This is a genomic window from Natrinema sp. CGMCC1.2065 (genome assembly GCF_051225675.1).
GTDB lineage: Archaea > Halobacteriota > Halobacteria > Halobacteriales > Natrialbaceae > Natrinema > Natrinema thermotolerans.
Map to the genome: position 1 here is coordinate 16,225 of NZ_JBPJSJ010000010.1, position 16,052 is coordinate 32,276.

Annotated in this window: 15 protein-coding genes and 1 pseudogene; 12 read left to right on the forward strand and 4 right to left on the reverse strand. The window is 62.8% G+C overall.

Translation table 11 applies throughout. The annotated features are described in order from the left end of the window. Positions 1–108: 108 nt before the first annotated feature. The 9 genes from ahaH to ACSBP4_RS11735 all read left to right on the forward strand — a co-directional run bounded on the left by ahaH (position 109) and on the right by ACSBP4_RS11735 (position 10,061). Positions 109–441: an ATP synthase archaeal subunit H gene (gene ahaH / locus ACSBP4_RS11695; protein ID WP_006180303.1), complete on the forward strand. Its 333-nt coding sequence runs from the start codon at positions 109–111 to the stop codon at positions 439–441. Further along, entirely contained in the window at positions 428–2,683 is a 2,256-nt protein-coding gene (locus ACSBP4_RS11700; protein ID WP_435552300.1) for a V-type ATP synthase subunit I, read from the forward strand. The genes ahaH and ACSBP4_RS11700 overlap by 14 nt, the downstream gene beginning before the upstream one ends. 3 nt (positions 2,684–2,686) lie before the next feature. Then, positions 2,687–2,938 carry a hypothetical protein gene (locus tag ACSBP4_RS11705; RefSeq protein WP_435552301.1) on the forward strand — a complete coding sequence of 84 codons (252 nt, stop codon included), beginning with the start codon at positions 2,687–2,689 and terminating at the stop codon, positions 2,936–2,938. Positions 2,939–2,958: 20 nt separating this feature from the next. Continuing rightward, positions 2,959–3,540: a V-type ATP synthase subunit E gene (locus ACSBP4_RS11710; protein ID WP_435552302.1), complete on the forward strand. Its 582-nt coding sequence runs from the start codon at positions 2,959–2,961 to the stop codon at positions 3,538–3,540. After that, positions 3,537–4,604 carry a V-type ATP synthase subunit C gene (locus ACSBP4_RS11715; protein WP_006647996.1) on the forward strand — a complete coding sequence of 356 codons (1,068 nt, stop codon included), beginning with the start codon at positions 3,537–3,539 and terminating at the stop codon, positions 4,602–4,604. Before ACSBP4_RS11710 ends, ACSBP4_RS11715 begins: the two co-directional genes overlap by 4 nt. Beyond that, complete coding sequence (locus ACSBP4_RS11720; RefSeq protein ID WP_006180308.1) at positions 4,601–4,933, forward strand: V-type ATP synthase subunit F; 333 nt, start codon at positions 4,601–4,603, stop codon at positions 4,931–4,933. The genes ACSBP4_RS11715 and ACSBP4_RS11720 overlap by 4 nt, the downstream gene beginning before the upstream one ends. 3 nt (positions 4,934–4,936) lie before the next feature. Then, positions 4,937–6,700: an ATP synthase subunit A gene (locus tag ACSBP4_RS11725; protein WP_435552303.1), complete on the forward strand. Its 1,764-nt coding sequence runs from the start codon at positions 4,937–4,939 to the stop codon at positions 6,698–6,700. 2 nt (positions 6,701–6,702) lie between these two features. Continuing rightward, positions 6,703–8,112 (forward strand): ATP synthase subunit B, encoded by a 1,410-nt coding sequence (locus ACSBP4_RS11730; protein ID WP_006180311.1) that lies wholly within the window; start codon positions 6,703–6,705, stop codon positions 8,110–8,112. Positions 8,113–8,447: 335 nt separating this feature from the next. Beyond that, positions 8,448–10,061, forward strand: a complete 1,614-nt coding sequence (locus ACSBP4_RS11735; protein WP_435552304.1) for a long-chain-fatty-acid--CoA ligase — start codon at positions 8,448–8,450, stop codon at positions 10,059–10,061. Positions 10,062–10,315: 254 nt separating this feature from the next. Here ACSBP4_RS11735 and ACSBP4_RS11740 read toward each other — a convergent pair whose 3' ends face one another. After that, entirely contained in the window at positions 10,316–11,350 is a 1,035-nt protein-coding gene (locus ACSBP4_RS11740; protein ID WP_435552305.1) for a twin-arginine translocation signal domain-containing protein, read from the reverse strand. Between the two features lie 263 nt (positions 11,351–11,613). Between ACSBP4_RS11740 and ACSBP4_RS11745 the strand changes: the two are divergent. From ACSBP4_RS11745 to ACSBP4_RS11755, 3 genes and pseudogenes are all read left to right on the forward strand, one after another. Continuing rightward, positions 11,614–12,033, forward strand: a pseudogene (locus tag ACSBP4_RS11745) (TOBE domain-containing protein); the annotation flags it as partial. 82 nt (positions 12,034–12,115) lie between these two features. Beyond that, on the forward strand, positions 12,116–12,829 hold the full coding sequence (locus ACSBP4_RS11750; RefSeq protein ID WP_006648005.1) for a V-type ATP synthase subunit D: 714 nt from the start codon (positions 12,116–12,118) through the stop codon (positions 12,827–12,829). Between the two features lie 43 nt (positions 12,830–12,872). After that, a complete protein-coding gene (locus tag ACSBP4_RS11755; protein WP_435552306.1) occupies positions 12,873–13,280 on the forward strand; it encodes a DUF6276 family protein in 408 nt (135 codons plus the stop codon). A gap of 34 nt (positions 13,281–13,314) precedes the next feature. On the opposite strand, the gene ACSBP4_RS11760 is transcribed toward ACSBP4_RS11755, so the two are convergent. The 3 genes from ACSBP4_RS11760 to pan2 all read right to left on the reverse strand — a co-directional run bounded on the left by ACSBP4_RS11760 (position 13,315) and on the right by pan2 (position 15,837). Beyond that, entirely contained in the window at positions 13,315–13,713 is a 399-nt protein-coding gene (locus ACSBP4_RS11760) for a DUF5811 family protein (RefSeq protein ID WP_006648007.1), read from the reverse strand. A 127-nt stretch (positions 13,714–13,840) separates the two neighbouring features. Then, a complete protein-coding gene (locus ACSBP4_RS11765; RefSeq protein ID WP_049965671.1) occupies positions 13,841–14,320 on the reverse strand; it encodes a pyruvoyl-dependent arginine decarboxylase in 480 nt (159 codons plus the stop codon). 284 nt (positions 14,321–14,604) lie between these two features. Further along, positions 14,605–15,837 (reverse strand): proteasome-activating nucleotidase Pan2, encoded by a 1,233-nt coding sequence (gene pan2, locus ACSBP4_RS11770; RefSeq protein WP_435552307.1) that lies wholly within the window; start codon positions 15,835–15,837, stop codon positions 14,605–14,607. Positions 15,838–16,052 lie beyond the last annotated feature (215 nt).

The following is a 16,052-nucleotide window of genomic DNA, read 5'->3' on the forward strand; positions in this document are numbered from 1 at the left end:
TCGCGGCTGGAACGTAAGCCGTCATTATCCGCGATCGGTCCGGTTCCCGCTGAGGGACTTTCGCAACTACCATATACGCGCTCTGGCAAACGTCCGGTTGCTTAGAGTATGCCGAGGCCAGAGGTTCTCGAACGAATTAAGTCGGCGGAAGAGGAGGCCGACGAGATCGTCGCATTGGCAGAGAACGACCGCGACGAGCGAATAGCCGAGGCCCGGGAACGTGCCGAGGAGATTCGCACGGAAGCGGAACAGGAGGCCCAGGAGTTGCGGGAGCGCCGCCTGGAGGAAGCTCGCGAGGAGATCGATGCGGAATGTGAGCAGGTCCTCGAAGAAGGCGAACAGGAGCGCGAGGAACTCGCCGAGCGCGCCCGGGAGCGGGTCGACGAAGTGACCGACCACGTCGTCGAACTGTTCCAGGAGGACGTCCATGCTCAGACCTGAGCAGATGAGCAAGGTCTCGGTGACCGGATCCAGAGCCGTCATGGCTCCGGTCATCGAGACGATCCACGAGCTGAACCTGGTCCATCTCTCGGACTACGACGGCTCGTGGGAGGGGTTCGATAACGGCAACCCCATCGAAGGGGCCGATCAGGCGTCGGAAAAGCTCGTGACCGTCCGAGCCCTCGAAAACACCCTCGAGCTGTCGGCCGACGAGGCCGAGCCGGGGCGACTCGAGACAGGCTGGGAGGATCGACTCGAGGAGATCCGCACGCGGGTCAACGAACTCGACGACCAACGCGGTGAGGTCACCGACGAACTGCGACAGGTTAACGAGAAGATCGACCGCGTCGCGCCCTTCGCGGAACTCGGGATCGACCTCGACCTGCTGTCGGGGTACGAGTCGGTCGACGTGGCTGTCGTCGAAGGTCCCGTCGGTGCGATCGAGGACGCCATCGCGGCGTCCGACGACGTGCGGGCGTTCGAGACGTTCACCGGCGGAGACGTCGTGGCGATCGTCGCCGCGCCGACCGCGGACGCCGACGACGCGCCGATCGACGACGCCCTGGTCGGCGTCGACGTTACGCGCCACTCGGTGCCCGAGACCGAACAGAGTCCGGAGGCGTACGTCGCCGACCTCGAGGACGAGAAGGCGGACCTCGAGAGCAGACGCGAGGAGATCGACGCGGAACTCGCGGAGATCAAGCGGGAGGAAGCCGGCTTCCTCCTGCGGGTCGAAGAGGAGCTGACGGTCGAGGTCCAGCAGGCGGAAGCGCCGCTGCAGTTCGCGACGACCGATCGCGCCTTCATCGCGGAGGGCTGGATCCCGACCGACGAGTACGACCGACTCGTCGCCGCGCTGGACGACGCCGTCGGCGACAGCGTCGAGATCGAAGAACTCGAGCGGGCGGACTACGACCGCCACGGGGCACACTCGCATACGGAGGACGTACAGGAGGGTGCGCCGTCGGCAGCGGACGAAGACGACGAGGCGGCCGCCGACGCGGACGATCAGCAACAGAAGGCGGTCACCGACGGTGGCTCGACGGTCACGATGGGCGACGAGCCGCCGACGGTCCAGAACAATCCGGGCGTGGCCAAGCCGTTCGAACTGCTCGTACAGGCAGTCAACCGACCGAAATACAGCGAGCTGGATCCGACGATCTTCCTGTTCCTGACGTTCCCGGCGTTCTTCGGGTTCATGATCGGGGACGTTGGTTACGGGATCATGTACGTCGCCATCGGCGCGTACATGGCCACGCAGTTCGATAGCAAGGGAGTCACCAGTCTCGGCGGCGTCGCCATCTGGGCGGGGCTGTTCACGATCCTCTTCGGGATCATCTACGGCGAGATATTCGGCCTGCACATCCTCGGCGAGGTCATCTGGCACGACGTGTTCCACTCGGAACTCCTGCCGCTGAACAAGGGCCTCGAGCCGGCCGCGAGTGACTTCGCGCTCGGCTGGATGGTCGTGAGCGTGCTGGCCGGGATCGTCCACCTGAACATCGGGTACATCCTGGACTTCTACGAGAATCTCAGCCACGGGTTCAAGGACGCCCTCTTCCACAGCGGCTCCTGGATCCTGATGATCAACGGGATCTGGATCTGGATCTTCTCGGCCCAGGCAAAGGGCTCGAAGCCCGGCTTCCTGTTCGAGACGTTCGCTAGCGACGGCCCGTTCCCGATCGGCTTTACCGGATTCCCGATGTGGGAGCTATTCGCGTTCCCCGAAGCGATTCCGCTACTCGGTGGATTCCCCCTGACGGCGCCGCTGCTTGTCTTCCTGATCGGGTTCGTGATGCTCGTCGTGAGCGAACCCGTCGAAGCAGTCGAATCGCTCGACGTCGTCGTTAACGTGTTCTCCTACACCCGGATGGGCGCAGTGTTGCTCGCGAAGGCCGGCATGGCCTTCGTGGTCAACCTGCTGTTCTTCGGGGCCTACGAGGACCCCGACGGCGAGTTCCACTTCCTTCGGAATCACGAACCGAGCTACGTCGCCGAACACTACGGCGAGGGTGCAGACGTCATCTTCAACGGGCTCATGCACTCGGGGACCGCGGCCCTGCTCGGTGGACTTGTTATTCTCGTACTCGGACACATCGTTGTGTTAGTGCTTGGCGTGACAAGCGCCGGCTTACAGGCTGTGCGCCTCGAGTACGTCGAATTCTTTAACAAGTTTTATGAAGGCGGTGGGGAGAACTACGAACCGTTCGGAACCGATCGAAACCACACAGAGGACCCATAAACAATGTTTGAATTCGCACTTCAAAGCGGAGACGCAGCAGTCGAAGCAGCGCCCACGCTCAACGACGCCGGTGCCGCGGCGATCGCCGTCGGTCTCGCCGCGCTCGCAGCAGGATACGCCGAGCGCGGTATCGGCGCGGCCGCGGTCGGTGCTATCGCCGAAGACGACGACATGTTCGTCCCGGGCCTGATCATGACCGTCCTTCCGGAGACGCTCGTGATCCTGGCGCTGGTCGTCGTCTTCATCGTCGGATAACCACACCCCCTTCTCTCACAATGAGTTTGGACACAGTCGTCAAAGACATTCGAGAAGAGGCCAACGCGCGTGCGGAGGACATCCGCAGTGAGGGCGAGACGCGCGCAGAGGAGATCGAATCGGCGGCCGAGGCCGACGCCGAGGAGATCCGCGCCGATGCGGAGGCCGAGGTCGACCGCGAGATCGACCAGCTCCGCGAACAGCGCCTCTCCAGTGCGAAGCTGGAGGCGAAACAGAAGCGTCTGGAGGCCCGCCGCGATGTCCTCGGAGAGGTCCGCGAGGCCGTCGAGGACGAACTCGCCACCCTCGAGGGGGACACCCGCGAGGACCTCACTCGTGACCTGCTCGAGGCCGCAAGCGAGGAGTTCGACGAGGGCAACGACGTCAACGTCTACGGTCGAAGCGACGACGCGGAGCTGCTCGAGTCGATCGTCGCGGACTACGACGGCTACGAGTACGCCGGCGAAGTCGACTGTCTCGGCGGCGTCGTCGTCGAGAGCGACCAGTCCCGGGTCCGAGTCAACAACACGTTCGACTCGGTCCTGGAAGACGTCTGGGAAGACAACCTCCAGGGGATCAGCAACCGACTCTTCGAGCAATGAGCGCAGGTGCCTCGAATCCGGAATACGTGAACGCTCGCGTTCGGTCGCGCCGAGCCTCGCTGTTCTCGGACGAAGACTACCGCAAGCTGATCCGGATGGGGCCGAGCGAGATCGCGCGGTTCATGGAGGAGACCGAGTACGAACGCGAGATCAACGAACTCGGCGCGCGGTTCTCGGGCGTCGACCTGATCGAGTACGCGCTGAACCGCAACCTCGCGAAGCACTTCGAAGACCTGATCGACTGGGCCGACGGTCGCCTCTACGACCTCATCGCCCGCTACCTGCGGAAGTTCGACGTCTGGAACCTGAAGACGATCATCCGCGGGATCTACACCGATACCGCCCCCGATGACATCCGGACCGACCTCATCCGAGCCGGCGAACTCGAGGAGCGGACGATCGATCGGCTCCTCGAGACCGACGACATCGAGGACGCGATCGAAGTGCTGTACGGGACGATCTACTACGAGCCGCTGACCGTCGCCTACGAGGAGTTCGAGGAGACCGGCGCGCTCGTCCCCCTCGAGAACGCCCTCGACCGGGAGTTCTACGAGAACCTGCTGGCGGACGTCTCGGGCGGCCCGGGCAACGAGCCACAGGAGGGCCCGGAAGCGAAATACATCGAGTTCCTGCAGGCCGAGATCGACTTCCGGAACGCCCGGAACGCGCTGCGGCTCGCCCGCAGTGGGGCCGATCTCGATCCCGCGACCTACTACATCGACGGCGGCGTCCTGTTCGACGAGTCGGAACTGAGCCGACTGGTCGGCGATTACGATGCGCTGGTCGATCACATCGCCGAGAACCGTCGGTACGGTGACCGACTTTCCGAGGCACTCGGTCGGCTCCGCGAGGCTGACAGCCTTATCCAGTTCGAACACGCACTAGACGCTGCGTTGCTTGAGTACGCCGATACGCTCTCGAGCATCTATCCGGCCTCGGTGTCGGCCGTGTTGTCGTACATCCTCGCGAAGGAACGGGAGGTCGAGAACATCCGCGCAATCGCGCGTGGTCGCGAGGTCGGACTCGACGAGAACGAGATCGAAGAGGAGCTGGTGATCCTATGAGCCAGGAGATCGCAGTCGTCGGCAGCCCGGAATTCACGACCGGCTTCCGCCTTGCTGGCGTCCGCCGGTTCGAGAACGTCCCGGACGACGAGAAAGACGAGCGACTCGACGACGCTGCAACGGCAGCCCTCGAGGACGAGGGCGTCGGCATCGTCGTCATGCACGACGACGACCTCGAGTACCTGTCGCGCAACGTACGCCAGGAAGTCGAGACGAGCGTCGAGCCGGTCGTCGTCACCATCGGCAGCGGCACCGGTGGCGGCGGGCTTCGCGACCAGATCAAGCGTGCGATCGGTATCGACCTGATGGACGAGGACGAAGACAGCTAAACTATGAGCCAGGCAGAACAAACCGAGACCGTCGACGAAGACGGTGTAATCGAAAGCGTGAGCGGTCCCGTCGTGACCGCCACGGACCTCGACGCCCGGATGAACGACGTCGTCTACGTCGGCGACGAAGGACTGATGGGCGAGGTCATCGAGATCGAAGGGAACCTGACCACGATTCAGGTCTACGAGGAAACCTCCGGCGTCGGCCCGGGCGAACCCGTCGAGAACACGGGCGAGCCCCTGAGCGTCGACCTCGGACCCGGCATGATGGACTCCATCTACGACGGCGTCCAGCGTCCGCTGGACGTTCTCGAGGACAAGATGGGGACCGCGTTCCTCGACCGCGGGGTCGACGCCCCCGGTATCGACCTCGAGAAGGAGTGGGAGTTCGAACCCACCGTCGAGGAGGGCGACACGGTCGAGCCCGGCGACGTCGTCGGCGTTGTCGAAGAGACGGTCACCATCGACCACAAGGTCATGGTGCCGCCGGACTACGAGGGCGGCGAAGTTACGTCGGTCGAGAGCGGCGAGTTCACGGTCGAGGAGACCGTCGTCGAACTCGACAACGGCGAAGAGATCCAGATGCACCAGGAGTGGCCGGTCCGAGAGGCCCGGCCCGCCGGTGAGAAGGAGACGCCGACCGAGCCGCTGGTGACCGGCCAGCGCGTCCAGGACGGCCTGTTCCCGCTCGCGAAGGGCGGGACGGCGGCGATTCCGGGCCCCTTCGGCTCCGGGAAGACCGTCACCCAGCAGCAACTCGCCAAGTGGTCCGACGCGGACATCGTCGTCTACATCGGCTGTGGCGAGCGCGGCAACGAGATGACCGAGGTCATCGAGGACTTCCCGGAACTGCCGGACCCACAGACCGGGAACCCGCTGATGGCCCGGACCTGCCTCATCGCCAATACGTCGAACATGCCAGTCGCAGCCCGTGAGTCCTGCATTTACACGGGGATCACGATCGCGGAGTACTACCGCGACATGGGCTACGACGTCGCACTGATGGCCGACTCCACCTCCCGGTGGGCAGAGGCCATGCGGGAGATCTCGAGCCGACTCGAGGAGATGCCCGGCGAAGAGGGCTATCCCGCGTATCTGGCGGCCGCGCTCTCGGAGTTCTACGAGCGCGCCGGCAAGTTCCAGCTGATGAACGGCGGCGAGGGATCGATCTCGGTCGTCGGGGCGGTCTCGCCGCCGGGCGGTGACTTCTCCGAGCCGGTCACCCAGAACACGCTGCGTATCGTCAAGACGTTCTGGGCGCTGGACGCCGACCTCGCGGAGCGTCGGCACTTCCCCTCGATCAACTGGAACGAGTCCTACTCGCTGTACAAGGATCAGCTCGACCCGTGGTGGACGGACAACGTCGCCGGCGACTGGGCGGAAACCCGCCAGTGGGCCGTCGACGTCCTCGACGAGGAAGACGAACTCCAAGAGATCGTCCAGCTCGTCGGCAAGGACGCGCTGCCGGAGGACCAGCAGCTCACGCTCGAGGTCGCCCGCTACCTGCGTGAGGCGTGGCTCCAGCAGAACGCCCTGCACGACGTCGACACCTACTGCGAACCCGAGAAGACCTACCGGATGCTCGGCGCGATCCAGACGTTCAACGACGAGGCCTTCGAGGCACTCGACGCTGGCGTGCCGCCGGAGGAGATCACGGACGTCGACGCCGCGCCGAAGCTCAACCGGATGGGCACGGCCGAGGAGTGGGAGGAGTTCATCGACGAGATCGAGAACGACCTCAAAGAACAACTACGAGCACTGTACTAACGATGAAAGAGTACCAGACTATCACGGAAATCAGCGGTCCGCTGGTGTTCGCCGAGGTCGACGAGCCCGTCGGGTACGACGAGATCGTCGAGATCGAGACCGAGGACGGACGGACGCTGCGCGGCCAGGTGCTGGAATCGAGCGAGGGTATCGTCTCGATCCAGGTGTTCGAAGGGACGGGCGGGATCGACCGCAACGCCTCCGTTCGCTTCCTGGGCGAGACGATGAAGATGCCCGTCACCGAGGACCTCCTCGGGCGGGTGCTGGACGGTTCCGGGAACCCGATCGACGGCGGTCCGGAAATCGTCCCCGATAAGCGACAGGACATCGTCGGCAAGGCGATCAACCCATACTCCCGGGAGTACCCCGAGGAGTTCATCCAGACCGGCGTCTCCGCCATCGACGGCATGAACACGCTGGTCCGAGGTCAGAAGCTGCCGATCTTCTCCGGGTCGGGGCTGCCCCACAACGAACTCGCCCTGCAGATCGCCCGTCAGGCGACGGTGCCCGAGGAAGACGAAGAAGGCGAGGGCTCGGAGTTCGCCGTCATCTTCGGCGCGATGGGGATCACTCAGGAAGAGGCAAACGAGTTCATGGACGACTTCGAGCGCACCGGCGCGCTCGAGCGATCGGTCGTCTTCATGAACCTCGCGGACGACCCGGCGGTCGAGCGTCAGGTCACGCCGCGACTCGCCTTGACCACGGCCGAGTACCTGGCCTTCGAGAAGGACTACCACGTGCTGGTCATCCTGACGGACATGACCAACTACTGTGAGGCACTGCGCGAGATCGGTGCCGCACGTGAGGAGGTCCCGGGCCGTCGTGGCTACCCCGGCTACATGTACACCGACCTGGCACAGCTCTACGAGCGCGCCGGTCGAATCGAGGGTAAAGAGGGCTCGGTCACGCAGATCCCGATCCTGACGATGCCCGGCGACGACGACACGCACCCGATTCCGGACCTGACTGGCTACATTACCGAGGGCCAGATCATGATGGATCGGGACTTAAACAGTCAGGGGATCGAACCGCCGGTCAACGTCCTCCCCAGCCTCTCGCGGCTGATGGACGACGGGATCGGCGAGGGCCTGACTCGCGAGGACCACGGCGACGTCTCCGACCAGATGTACGCCGCCTACGCGGAGGGTGAGGACCTGCGCGACCTCGTGAACATCGTCGGTCGCGAGGCGCTGTCCGAGCGTGACAACAAGTTCCTCGACTTCGCCGACCGCTTCGAGGCGGAGTTCGTCCAGCAGGGGTACGACACCAACCGCTCGATCGACGACACCCTCGAACTCGGCTGGGACCTCCTCTCGGACCTCCCGAAGGAGGAACTCAACCGGATCGACGAGGACCTCATCGCGGAACACTACCGCGAAGACGAATCGGCCGAAGCCGTGCAGGCCGACTGACGACCACCTGCGTTTCACCGCCGCCTCCGTTTCTTCGACTCGAGCCACCGGGGAGTCGCTGGTACTCGAGCAATACACCAGTTTCCGCGCACGCGGGCAACACGCTCGAACAGGCAACGGAACAGACAACGCCGTCGTCGACGGGTCGATGAACGCGCCCGCAGCCGTGGCTGCCACAGGGGCCGTGAATCGCGCCGGTCAGCCCCAACGGCGGGATCGATTCGACGGTCGACCTCGAGCGGGCGAAACCGATTCCGATTAGTCAGATTCCTTGACTATCACTGCGTGCAACAGGGGGAAAGGATCGTATGGATCGTCGGTAAAGCGTGTTATGTATGCACAAACCACTGCTCGTTCCGGAGTTCCTCGACCGGGCGCGGTCCCATTACGGCGACGACGAGGCCGTCGTGGCGACGACGGGCGAACGGTTCACCTACGACGACCTCGGCGAGCGCGCCGATCGGTTTGCGGCGGCGCTGCAAGCACGGGGGATCGAGAAGGGCGACCGCGTGGCCGTGCTGGATCCGAACACCCACTACCACCTCGAGGCGGCGTACGGAAGCATGCAGATCGGGGCGGTCCACACGCCGCTGAACTATCGGCTCACGCCCGATGACTTCGAGTACATCCTCTCGGACGCGGGCGTGGATGCGATCTACGCCGACTACGAGTACGCCGACAGAATCGAGGCGATCCGTGAGACCGTGCCGACCGAGACGTTCATTACGAACGATGCCGCCGAAGTGGAGGGAGATTGGGAGGACTTCGACGCCGTCCTTGAAGACACCGCCCCCGAGTACGACCGCCCCGAGATGAGCGAGGACGAGATCATCACGATCAACTACACGTCGGGGACGACGGGGGATCCGAAGGGGGTCTGCCGAACGCATCGCTGCGAGACGATCCACGCCTACTTGCTGGTCGGCCACCAGGAGATCACCGACGACGACACCTATCTGTGGACGCTGCCGATGTTCCACGCGAACGGCTGGGGCCACATCTTCGCGGTAACGGGCATCGGCGCGACCCACGTCTGTACGCGCGGGGTCGACGCCGCAGAGATTTTCGAGACGGTCCGAGCCGAGGACGTCTCCTACATGTGCGGCGCGCCGACGGTGTTGAACATGCTGATCGATTACTATCGGGACCACGAACCCGAGACGACCGGCGACACCGACGTCCGGCTCGCGACCGCCGGCTCGGCTCCGCCGGAGGCGACAATCCGGACCGTCGAGGACGAGTTCGGCTGGTACCTGAAACACGTCTACGGCGCGACCGAGACGGGGCCGCTGATCACCACCTCCGACGCGCGCCGCCACTTCGAGGCAGACAGCGACGACCGGTTCCGGATCAAGAAACGCCAGGGACTGGCCTATCTGGGCACCGAGATCCGCGTCGTCGACGAGGACGGCGAGGACGTTCCCCGGGACGACGAGACGCTCGGCGAAGTCGTCGTCCGGGGCAACCAGATCATGGAGAAGTACTGGAACAAGCCCGAGGCGACCGAGGAGGCCTTCACTGACCGCGTCGAGGGCTACTACCACACCGGTGACCTCGCGACCGTCGACGAGAACGGCATGATCGCGATTCAGGACCGCAAGAAGGACATCATCATCTCCGGCGGGGAGAACATCTCGAGCATCGAGCTCGAGGACGCCCTGTTCGATCACGAGGCGGTCGCGGACGCGGCCGTAATCCCTGCACCCAGCGACGAGTGGGGCGAGACGCCGAAGGCCTTCGTCGTCCCGACGAACGGCGATCCGGACGACCCGCCCGCGTCGGCCGAGGAACTGACCGAGTTTACCCGCGAGCAACTGGCGGGGTACAAGGCCGTCCGCCGGGTGGAGTTCGTCGCGGAGTTACCGACGACCGCGACCGGCAAGGTCCAGAAGTACGAACTCCGCCAGGAGGAGTGGGAGGACGAAGAGCGGATGGTCGGACAGGGCTGACTCGAGGCCGCCATGTCGTCCCTGACAGATACAAGTTAGTATCCCAAATATGCAAGTGAATTTGTATAACAATATTATGTTACCAACTGATTGATCAACGAGAACCCTCTCGAGAGGCGCTACCACGAGGACGAGTTGAAAAGCGTTGAAGCCAGATGGTTACTCTTAATACATCCCAACAAAATACAATATCAATACATAAAATCTCGAATGTTATATTTTATTAATATAGGAGTGGCATGAAATATTATATACTATGTGTGATTCCCTCGCTGCTCATTATAGTGGGAGGACATCCGAGTGTTCACATAGGGTTCAGTATAACTACCATTGATTTCTGATTCAGGGGGATTAGATGGGATAGTAATATTGAAATTATATGTATCGCTGATTTCGGCGTCATGCATCCATGTGTCTTTTTTGTCAGTTCCAATTCCAGTATCCAGGTGGAAGTACATATCGGTATTAGCGGGAGCTTGTACATCAAAATCAAAATAATGGAATGCTACAGGCGATGGCCAGTCACCAATCTCATGTCTAAACTCCACATTACTTCCTGAGTCCGACCAACTAATATTTTCATTAGACAATGCATCAAGAGCGCTTAGCGCACCCAACGAAGCACCAAGGGGCCAACTCATTCCTGATGTAACAATGCCAGCCATGCCGAGCATCACGCCAGCTGTATCAATTCCTTTTGGGCGGCTATCCCAGTAGTCGATCGCATCTCTTCCACTGTCGTTCACCGCTTCACGAAGATCTGTATAGTCTGATATATCTCGGACCTCATCAAGGAATTGTGTGTTAATCAATTCTGTTGGATTTGTAATTGATGCGTGGTATATATCATTAGGAGAAATGTCAAATGCTCCGCCATCACAGTAATTAGAAGAGGACCCAATATTAATATAATGATCCATCCATATGTTACTTGTAGTGTCATATTCCCCATCATTGTCGTCATCGCCTAGACTTACCGCTGCTACTCCCGCTGAAAAATGATATTCCCAATAGTCCGTGTAGTTACACCAATTATCTCCGGTTATATAGTCTGCACCATGGAACACAAGGGCTGCGTTCTGAACTGCTTCTTGATCCAAGGATACTACTGGATCACTCCATTCATCTGAATCCGACATATTCCAATTCCAGTGAGGTTTAGATTTATGCCCCGCAGATGCTTTTGTTGACCATGTCGATATCCCTATCGTGGTTGCTGCTATTCCCGCACCGGTAGTCTGGAGTAAATCTCTTCTACTCGATCTGGACTTTTGGTTCTTTTCTTCCATGGAACCAATACAATAGTTCTGTCCACCAACATTAAAATATTATAATTTTTCTATTACCTATATTAGTATAGGTATAGAGATAGTAATTATATTTAGGTCTATGGTCTTCTACTGACAATATAGAGAGTAATCGAGTGAGCCGAGGCCCTACAGCTTGATAGGCATAATCATAGAGGGAAGAGCTAGAATGCAACTGCAAGAGATAAACGGTGACCTGTAGTTAACTAAAAAGTCATACCTGCGTCACACATAACTAGGTGAGAGCAGTATGCGATCGGATCGCGGTCCTGGCGGACGGCACGCTCGAGCAGGTCGGCTCGCCCGCGGAGATCTACCGCCGGCCCGCCAACCCCTTCGTCGCGAACTTCGTCGGGAGTTCGACCCTCCTCGAGGGCGTCGCCGAGAACGGCCACGTCGATCTGGGCTTTACCGAACTGCCCGTGGCGGCCGAGACGGACGGCTCGGTGCGGGTCGCGGCCCGGCCCGCCGCCTTCGAACTCGGCGAGGGGTCGCTCGAGGCCGACGTGACGGACGTGACCTACCTCGGAGACCGGACCCAGCTGACGGCGACGCTGCCCGACGACACGACGGTGACGCTGCACGCCGACGGGATCGACGGCTACCGGGTGGGCGACTCGGTCCCGCTCTCGATCGACGAACAGCGGGTCCACCTGCTCGAGTGAGCGAGTTCCTGCGGTTCGCCCGAGCGGACCCCGCGGAAAACTGTAAACAGTTATCCGACTGGGGGCGTTACCCCTCGACAAGATGGCCAACGACGTCAAGCCCACCCGCAAGAACTTGATGGCGATCGAGGATCGCATCGAGCTCTCCGAGCGGGGTCACGGCACGCTCGAGAAGAAACGCGACGGGCTGATCATGGAGTTCATGGACATTCTGGACAAGGCCCAGGACGTCCGCGGCGACCTCGCACAGGACTACGAGGACGCCCAGAAGAAGATCAACATGGCCCGGGCGATGGAAGGCGACGTCGCGGTCCGCGGTGCCGCGGCGGCGCTGCAGGAACACCCCGAGATCACCACCGAATCGAAGAACATCATGGGCGTCGTCGTCCCCCAGATCGAGTCCTCGAAGGTCACCAAGAGCCTCGATCAGCGCGGCTACGGGATCATGGGGACCTCCGCCCGCATCGACGAGGCCGCCGAGGCCTACGAGGACCTCTTAGAGAGCATCATCCTCGCCGCCGAGGTCGAGACGGCGATGAAGAAGATGCTCCGCGAGATCGAGACCACCAAGCGCCGCGTCAACGCCCTCGAGTTCAAGCTCCTGCCCGAACTCTACGAGAACCAGGAGTACATCGAGCAGAAACTCGAGGAACAGGAACGCGAGGAGACGTTCCGCCTGAAGAAGATCAAGGAGAAGAAAGAAGCCGAGGAAGCCGCCGAGCGGGAGGCCGAAGCGGCCGCCGAAGCCGAGGCCGAAGCGGACGACGAACTCGAGCAGGCAACCGCGGACGACTGACTCCGCCGGGCCGTCGCGTTTGCAGCCCTCTCTTCCCTGACCGATGAACTGTCCCGAGTGTGACACGCCGACGCTTTCGATGGCCGTCCCCGCCGAGTACCGCGACTATGTTCCCGAGACGGCCGCAACCGTTGCCGTTTGTCCACGCTGTCTGACGCTCGAGCCGATCGACGACGGAGCCGCGGCGGCCGCGGGCAACGACACCGACGTCTCGCGGATCAGCGACGCGTTCCCGACCGATCCCGAGGGCGCCGTCCCGCTGGTGCTTGCGATCGGGCTGTGTTCCTCGCTCGCGACGAACCGCGCTGCCATCGAGGAACTCCTCGAGTCGGTCGAACGGGCCGGGACGGACCCGCTGCTCGTCCTCGATCGCCTCGTCGCGGACCCGTCGGTCGAGCCCGCGATCGATCTCGAGCGGCGACGCCACCAGCTCGAGGACCTGCTGTACTGACGGCGGCGAAAACGGGAGTGTGCGGGTCGACCGATTACTTACCGGTCGGCGTAACGTTGTTGCTGACGGCCTGTTTGACCTGCAAGGCGGCGCTCGCGGCCAGCCCGCGGGCGACCTCGTCGCGTTCGTCCGCGGTGATGGCCTCCTCGGCGGCGGCCGCGTCCTCTAGATCGGGCGTGAAGCCGGCGGAGACGGCGTGGCCGACCGGCGGGCGAACGGCGACGGTGACCTGCGGGCCGCTCATCCCGCTCGAGATATCCGAATCGACGACGTATTCGTTGGGAAGAAACTCCCGCGTGCGGGCGGCGATCCGCGAGACGTCGCGGTGGAGGAGCCGCTTTTGCGCGTTCGAGAGGTCCGGAACGTCCGCCGCGGCTCGCTGCCCAGCCCCAGTCTCGCCCGGTAGCCCTGCGTACGGCGTGTTTCCGTTCATGAGAAGTGTGTGCCAGTAGCAACGAGCCGACCGGTCAAAAGGGTTCGCTTTGGGACAATCCCGTGGGGCTGGTGTCGCGGTTCCCGGCTACCTACGGGAGTGTCCCGGCACCGACTGACAGTCCGGACTAGATGATCGGCTCGCTGTCACCGTACACGGCGAGGACGACCGCAGTCGTGTGCTGGCCCGAGTCGGCCTGCCGACTCTCGACGGTCACCCGCGGGTCGGCAAACGACCAGTCGCGAAGTTCCTGCCCTGCTGCCAGTCCTTCCCTGACCCCCCGCTCGACGTCTTCGCGATCCATCTCGCCGGCGGTCTCGTAGAACAGTCCCGGGCCGTCGTCGGCGGACTGGGCCCACGCGAGCGCCGCACTCACGCGGCCGGGGCCGGCGGTCGTAGCGCGTGCTTCGACGACGGTCAGGCGCTCGCCGGCGGGGCCGAGATCGGGTGCGGTGCCGACGGCCTCGACCTCGGCATCGGCCGGGATCACCGAGGAGACCGAGACGAGGTTGTAGTTCTCGATGCCGGCCTCGGCCAGCGCCGCGTCGTAGGAAGCCATCGCTGTGGGCGCCGACGCGGCACCCCAGACGACTCGGATCGTACTCATACCCGAATTCGGGGACGGGCGGCGTAAGGGCTTGCGATCCGGACCCGAGCGGAAACGGACCGGTTCTGTGGCCACGAGCGGAGCCCGAAGAACCGAGGGCTCCGCGAGTCGGGGGAGGGCAGGCGGTTTACTGACACTCACCGCGAGCGAGGACACAGGCCGAGCGAGCGGGCCGACGACTGACTCGAAGTGAGCAATGCGAACGGAGAGGAAAGAGGAGTGCTTTTAATCGAATTTTTGCCGCGGGCGCGGCTTCGCCGCGCCCGCAGAGCAAAACTTCGCGCTTATTGGTAGAAGTAGCCGGCCGAGGAGACCACGTCGCTCGAGTCGTCCTCTTCGATCTTCTCCAAGGCCTCGGTGAAGTCCTGATGGGTGACCTCGTCGCGGTCGTTGCGGATGGCGAACATGCCGGCCTCGGTGGCGAGACTTTCGATGTCGGCTCCGGAGTAGCCGTCGGTGTCGGCCGCCAGCGCGGCGAAGTCGACGTCGTCGGAGACGTTCATGTTCCGCGTGTGGATCTCAAGGATCTGTTCGCGGCCCTCGGCGTCGGGTTCGGGGACCTCGATCAGGCGGTCGAACCGGCCGGGCCGGAGGATGGCGCGATCGAGCATGTCGAAGCGGTTGGTCGCGGCGATGATACGGACCTCACCGCGGGCCTCGAAGCCGTCCATCTCCGAGAGCAGTTGCATCATCGTCCGCTGGACCTCGGCGTCGCCGGAGGTCTTCGACTCCGTGCGACGCGTGGCGATGGCGTCGATCTCGTCGATGAAGATGATGGCGGGCTGGCGCTCGCGGGCCATCTCGAAGAGGTCGCGGACGAGCCGCGAGCCCTCGCCGATGAACTTCCGGACGAGTTCCGAGCCGGCCATCTTGATGAAGGTGGCGTCGGTCTCGTTGGCGACGGCCTTCGCGAGCATCGTCTTGCCCGTCCCCGGCGGCCCGTAGAGCAGGACGCCGCTTGGCGGATCGATGCCGACCTCGTCGAAGAGTTCGGGCTCGGCCAGGGGCTGCTCGACGGCTTCCCGGACCTCTCGGACCTGTTCGTCGATGCCGCCGATGTCCGTGTATGCGACCGCCGGCTTCTCGGTGATCTCCATCGACTGGGCGCGGGCGTCGGTCTCGGCGTTGAGGATGGTCTGGATCGCGAAGGAATCGTTGACCGCGACGCGGTCGCCGGGCTCGAGGTCGTCGACGAGTCGGGAAGAGACCTCGGTCAGCACCTCCTGGTTGTTGCCGTGTTGCTTGACGATGACTTCCTCGTCGTCGAGGACGTCCTCGACGGTGGCGATATACAGCGAGGAGCTTTTCAGCGTCTCGTTTTCGCGTTCGACGCGGTCGACTTTCTCCCGCAGGCGCTCGCGGCGGTCCTCGGCGTCGTCGAGCTGGTCGGACAGTTGCTCGTTGACGTCGACGAGGTCCTCGTAGTGTCCCCGAAGCGCCTCGAGCCGTTCGTCGTCAGGGAGATCCGAGTCGATATCGCGGTGAGGTCGGTCGGGAATAGACGGGCTTCGAGACATCCTGATGTACGCCGATAGGATTTCGACGGTAAATGTGCCTTTGGGTCCCGGAGGGTTTTCTGACGCGGATCCGGAAATCGAACCCGCAGTTCGACGGTTTCGGCCCGAACGGCACGTCCGGCGTGAAAAGCGGCGACGGCGCAGACGGACTGCTGTAAGTCAGTTCCGGCGCAACCGCGGGACGGTCGCGGTCGCGCCGGGAAATCTGTACAACG

Coding starts and splice junctions, on each gene's coding strand:
- ahaH (WP_006180303.1), top strand. CDS start 109: ATGCCGAGGCCAGAGGTTCTCGAACGAATTAAGTCGGCGGAAGAGGAG.
- ACSBP4_RS11700 (WP_435552300.1), top strand. CDS start 428: ATGCTCAGACCTGAGCAGATGAGCAAGGTCTCGGTGACCGGATCCAGA.
- ACSBP4_RS11705 (WP_435552301.1), top strand. CDS start 2,687: ATGTTTGAATTCGCACTTCAAAGCGGAGACGCAGCAGTCGAAGCAGCG.
- ACSBP4_RS11710 (WP_435552302.1), top strand. CDS start 2,959: ATGAGTTTGGACACAGTCGTCAAAGACATTCGAGAAGAGGCCAACGCG.
- ACSBP4_RS11715 (WP_006647996.1), top strand. CDS start 3,537: ATGAGCGCAGGTGCCTCGAATCCGGAATACGTGAACGCTCGCGTTCGG.
- ACSBP4_RS11720 (WP_006180308.1), top strand. CDS start 4,601: ATGAGCCAGGAGATCGCAGTCGTCGGCAGCCCGGAATTCACGACCGGC.
- ACSBP4_RS11725 (WP_435552303.1), top strand. CDS start 4,937: ATGAGCCAGGCAGAACAAACCGAGACCGTCGACGAAGACGGTGTAATC.
- ACSBP4_RS11730 (WP_006180311.1), top strand. CDS start 6,703: ATGAAAGAGTACCAGACTATCACGGAAATCAGCGGTCCGCTGGTGTTC.
- ACSBP4_RS11735 (WP_435552304.1), top strand. CDS start 8,448: ATGCACAAACCACTGCTCGTTCCGGAGTTCCTCGACCGGGCGCGGTCC.
- ACSBP4_RS11740 (WP_435552305.1), bottom strand. CDS start 11,350: ATGGAAGAAAAGAACCAAAAGTCCAGATCGAGTAGAAGAGATTTACTC.
- ACSBP4_RS11750 (WP_006648005.1), top strand. CDS start 12,116: ATGGCCAACGACGTCAAGCCCACCCGCAAGAACTTGATGGCGATCGAG.
- ACSBP4_RS11755 (WP_435552306.1), top strand. CDS start 12,873: ATGAACTGTCCCGAGTGTGACACGCCGACGCTTTCGATGGCCGTCCCC.
- ACSBP4_RS11760 (WP_006648007.1), bottom strand. CDS start 13,713: ATGAACGGAAACACGCCGTACGCAGGGCTACCGGGCGAGACTGGGGCT.
- ACSBP4_RS11765 (WP_049965671.1), bottom strand. CDS start 14,320: ATGAGTACGATCCGAGTCGTCTGGGGTGCCGCGTCGGCGCCCACAGCG.
- pan2 (WP_435552307.1), bottom strand. CDS start 15,837: ATGTCTCGAAGCCCGTCTATTCCCGACCGACCTCACCGCGATATCGAC.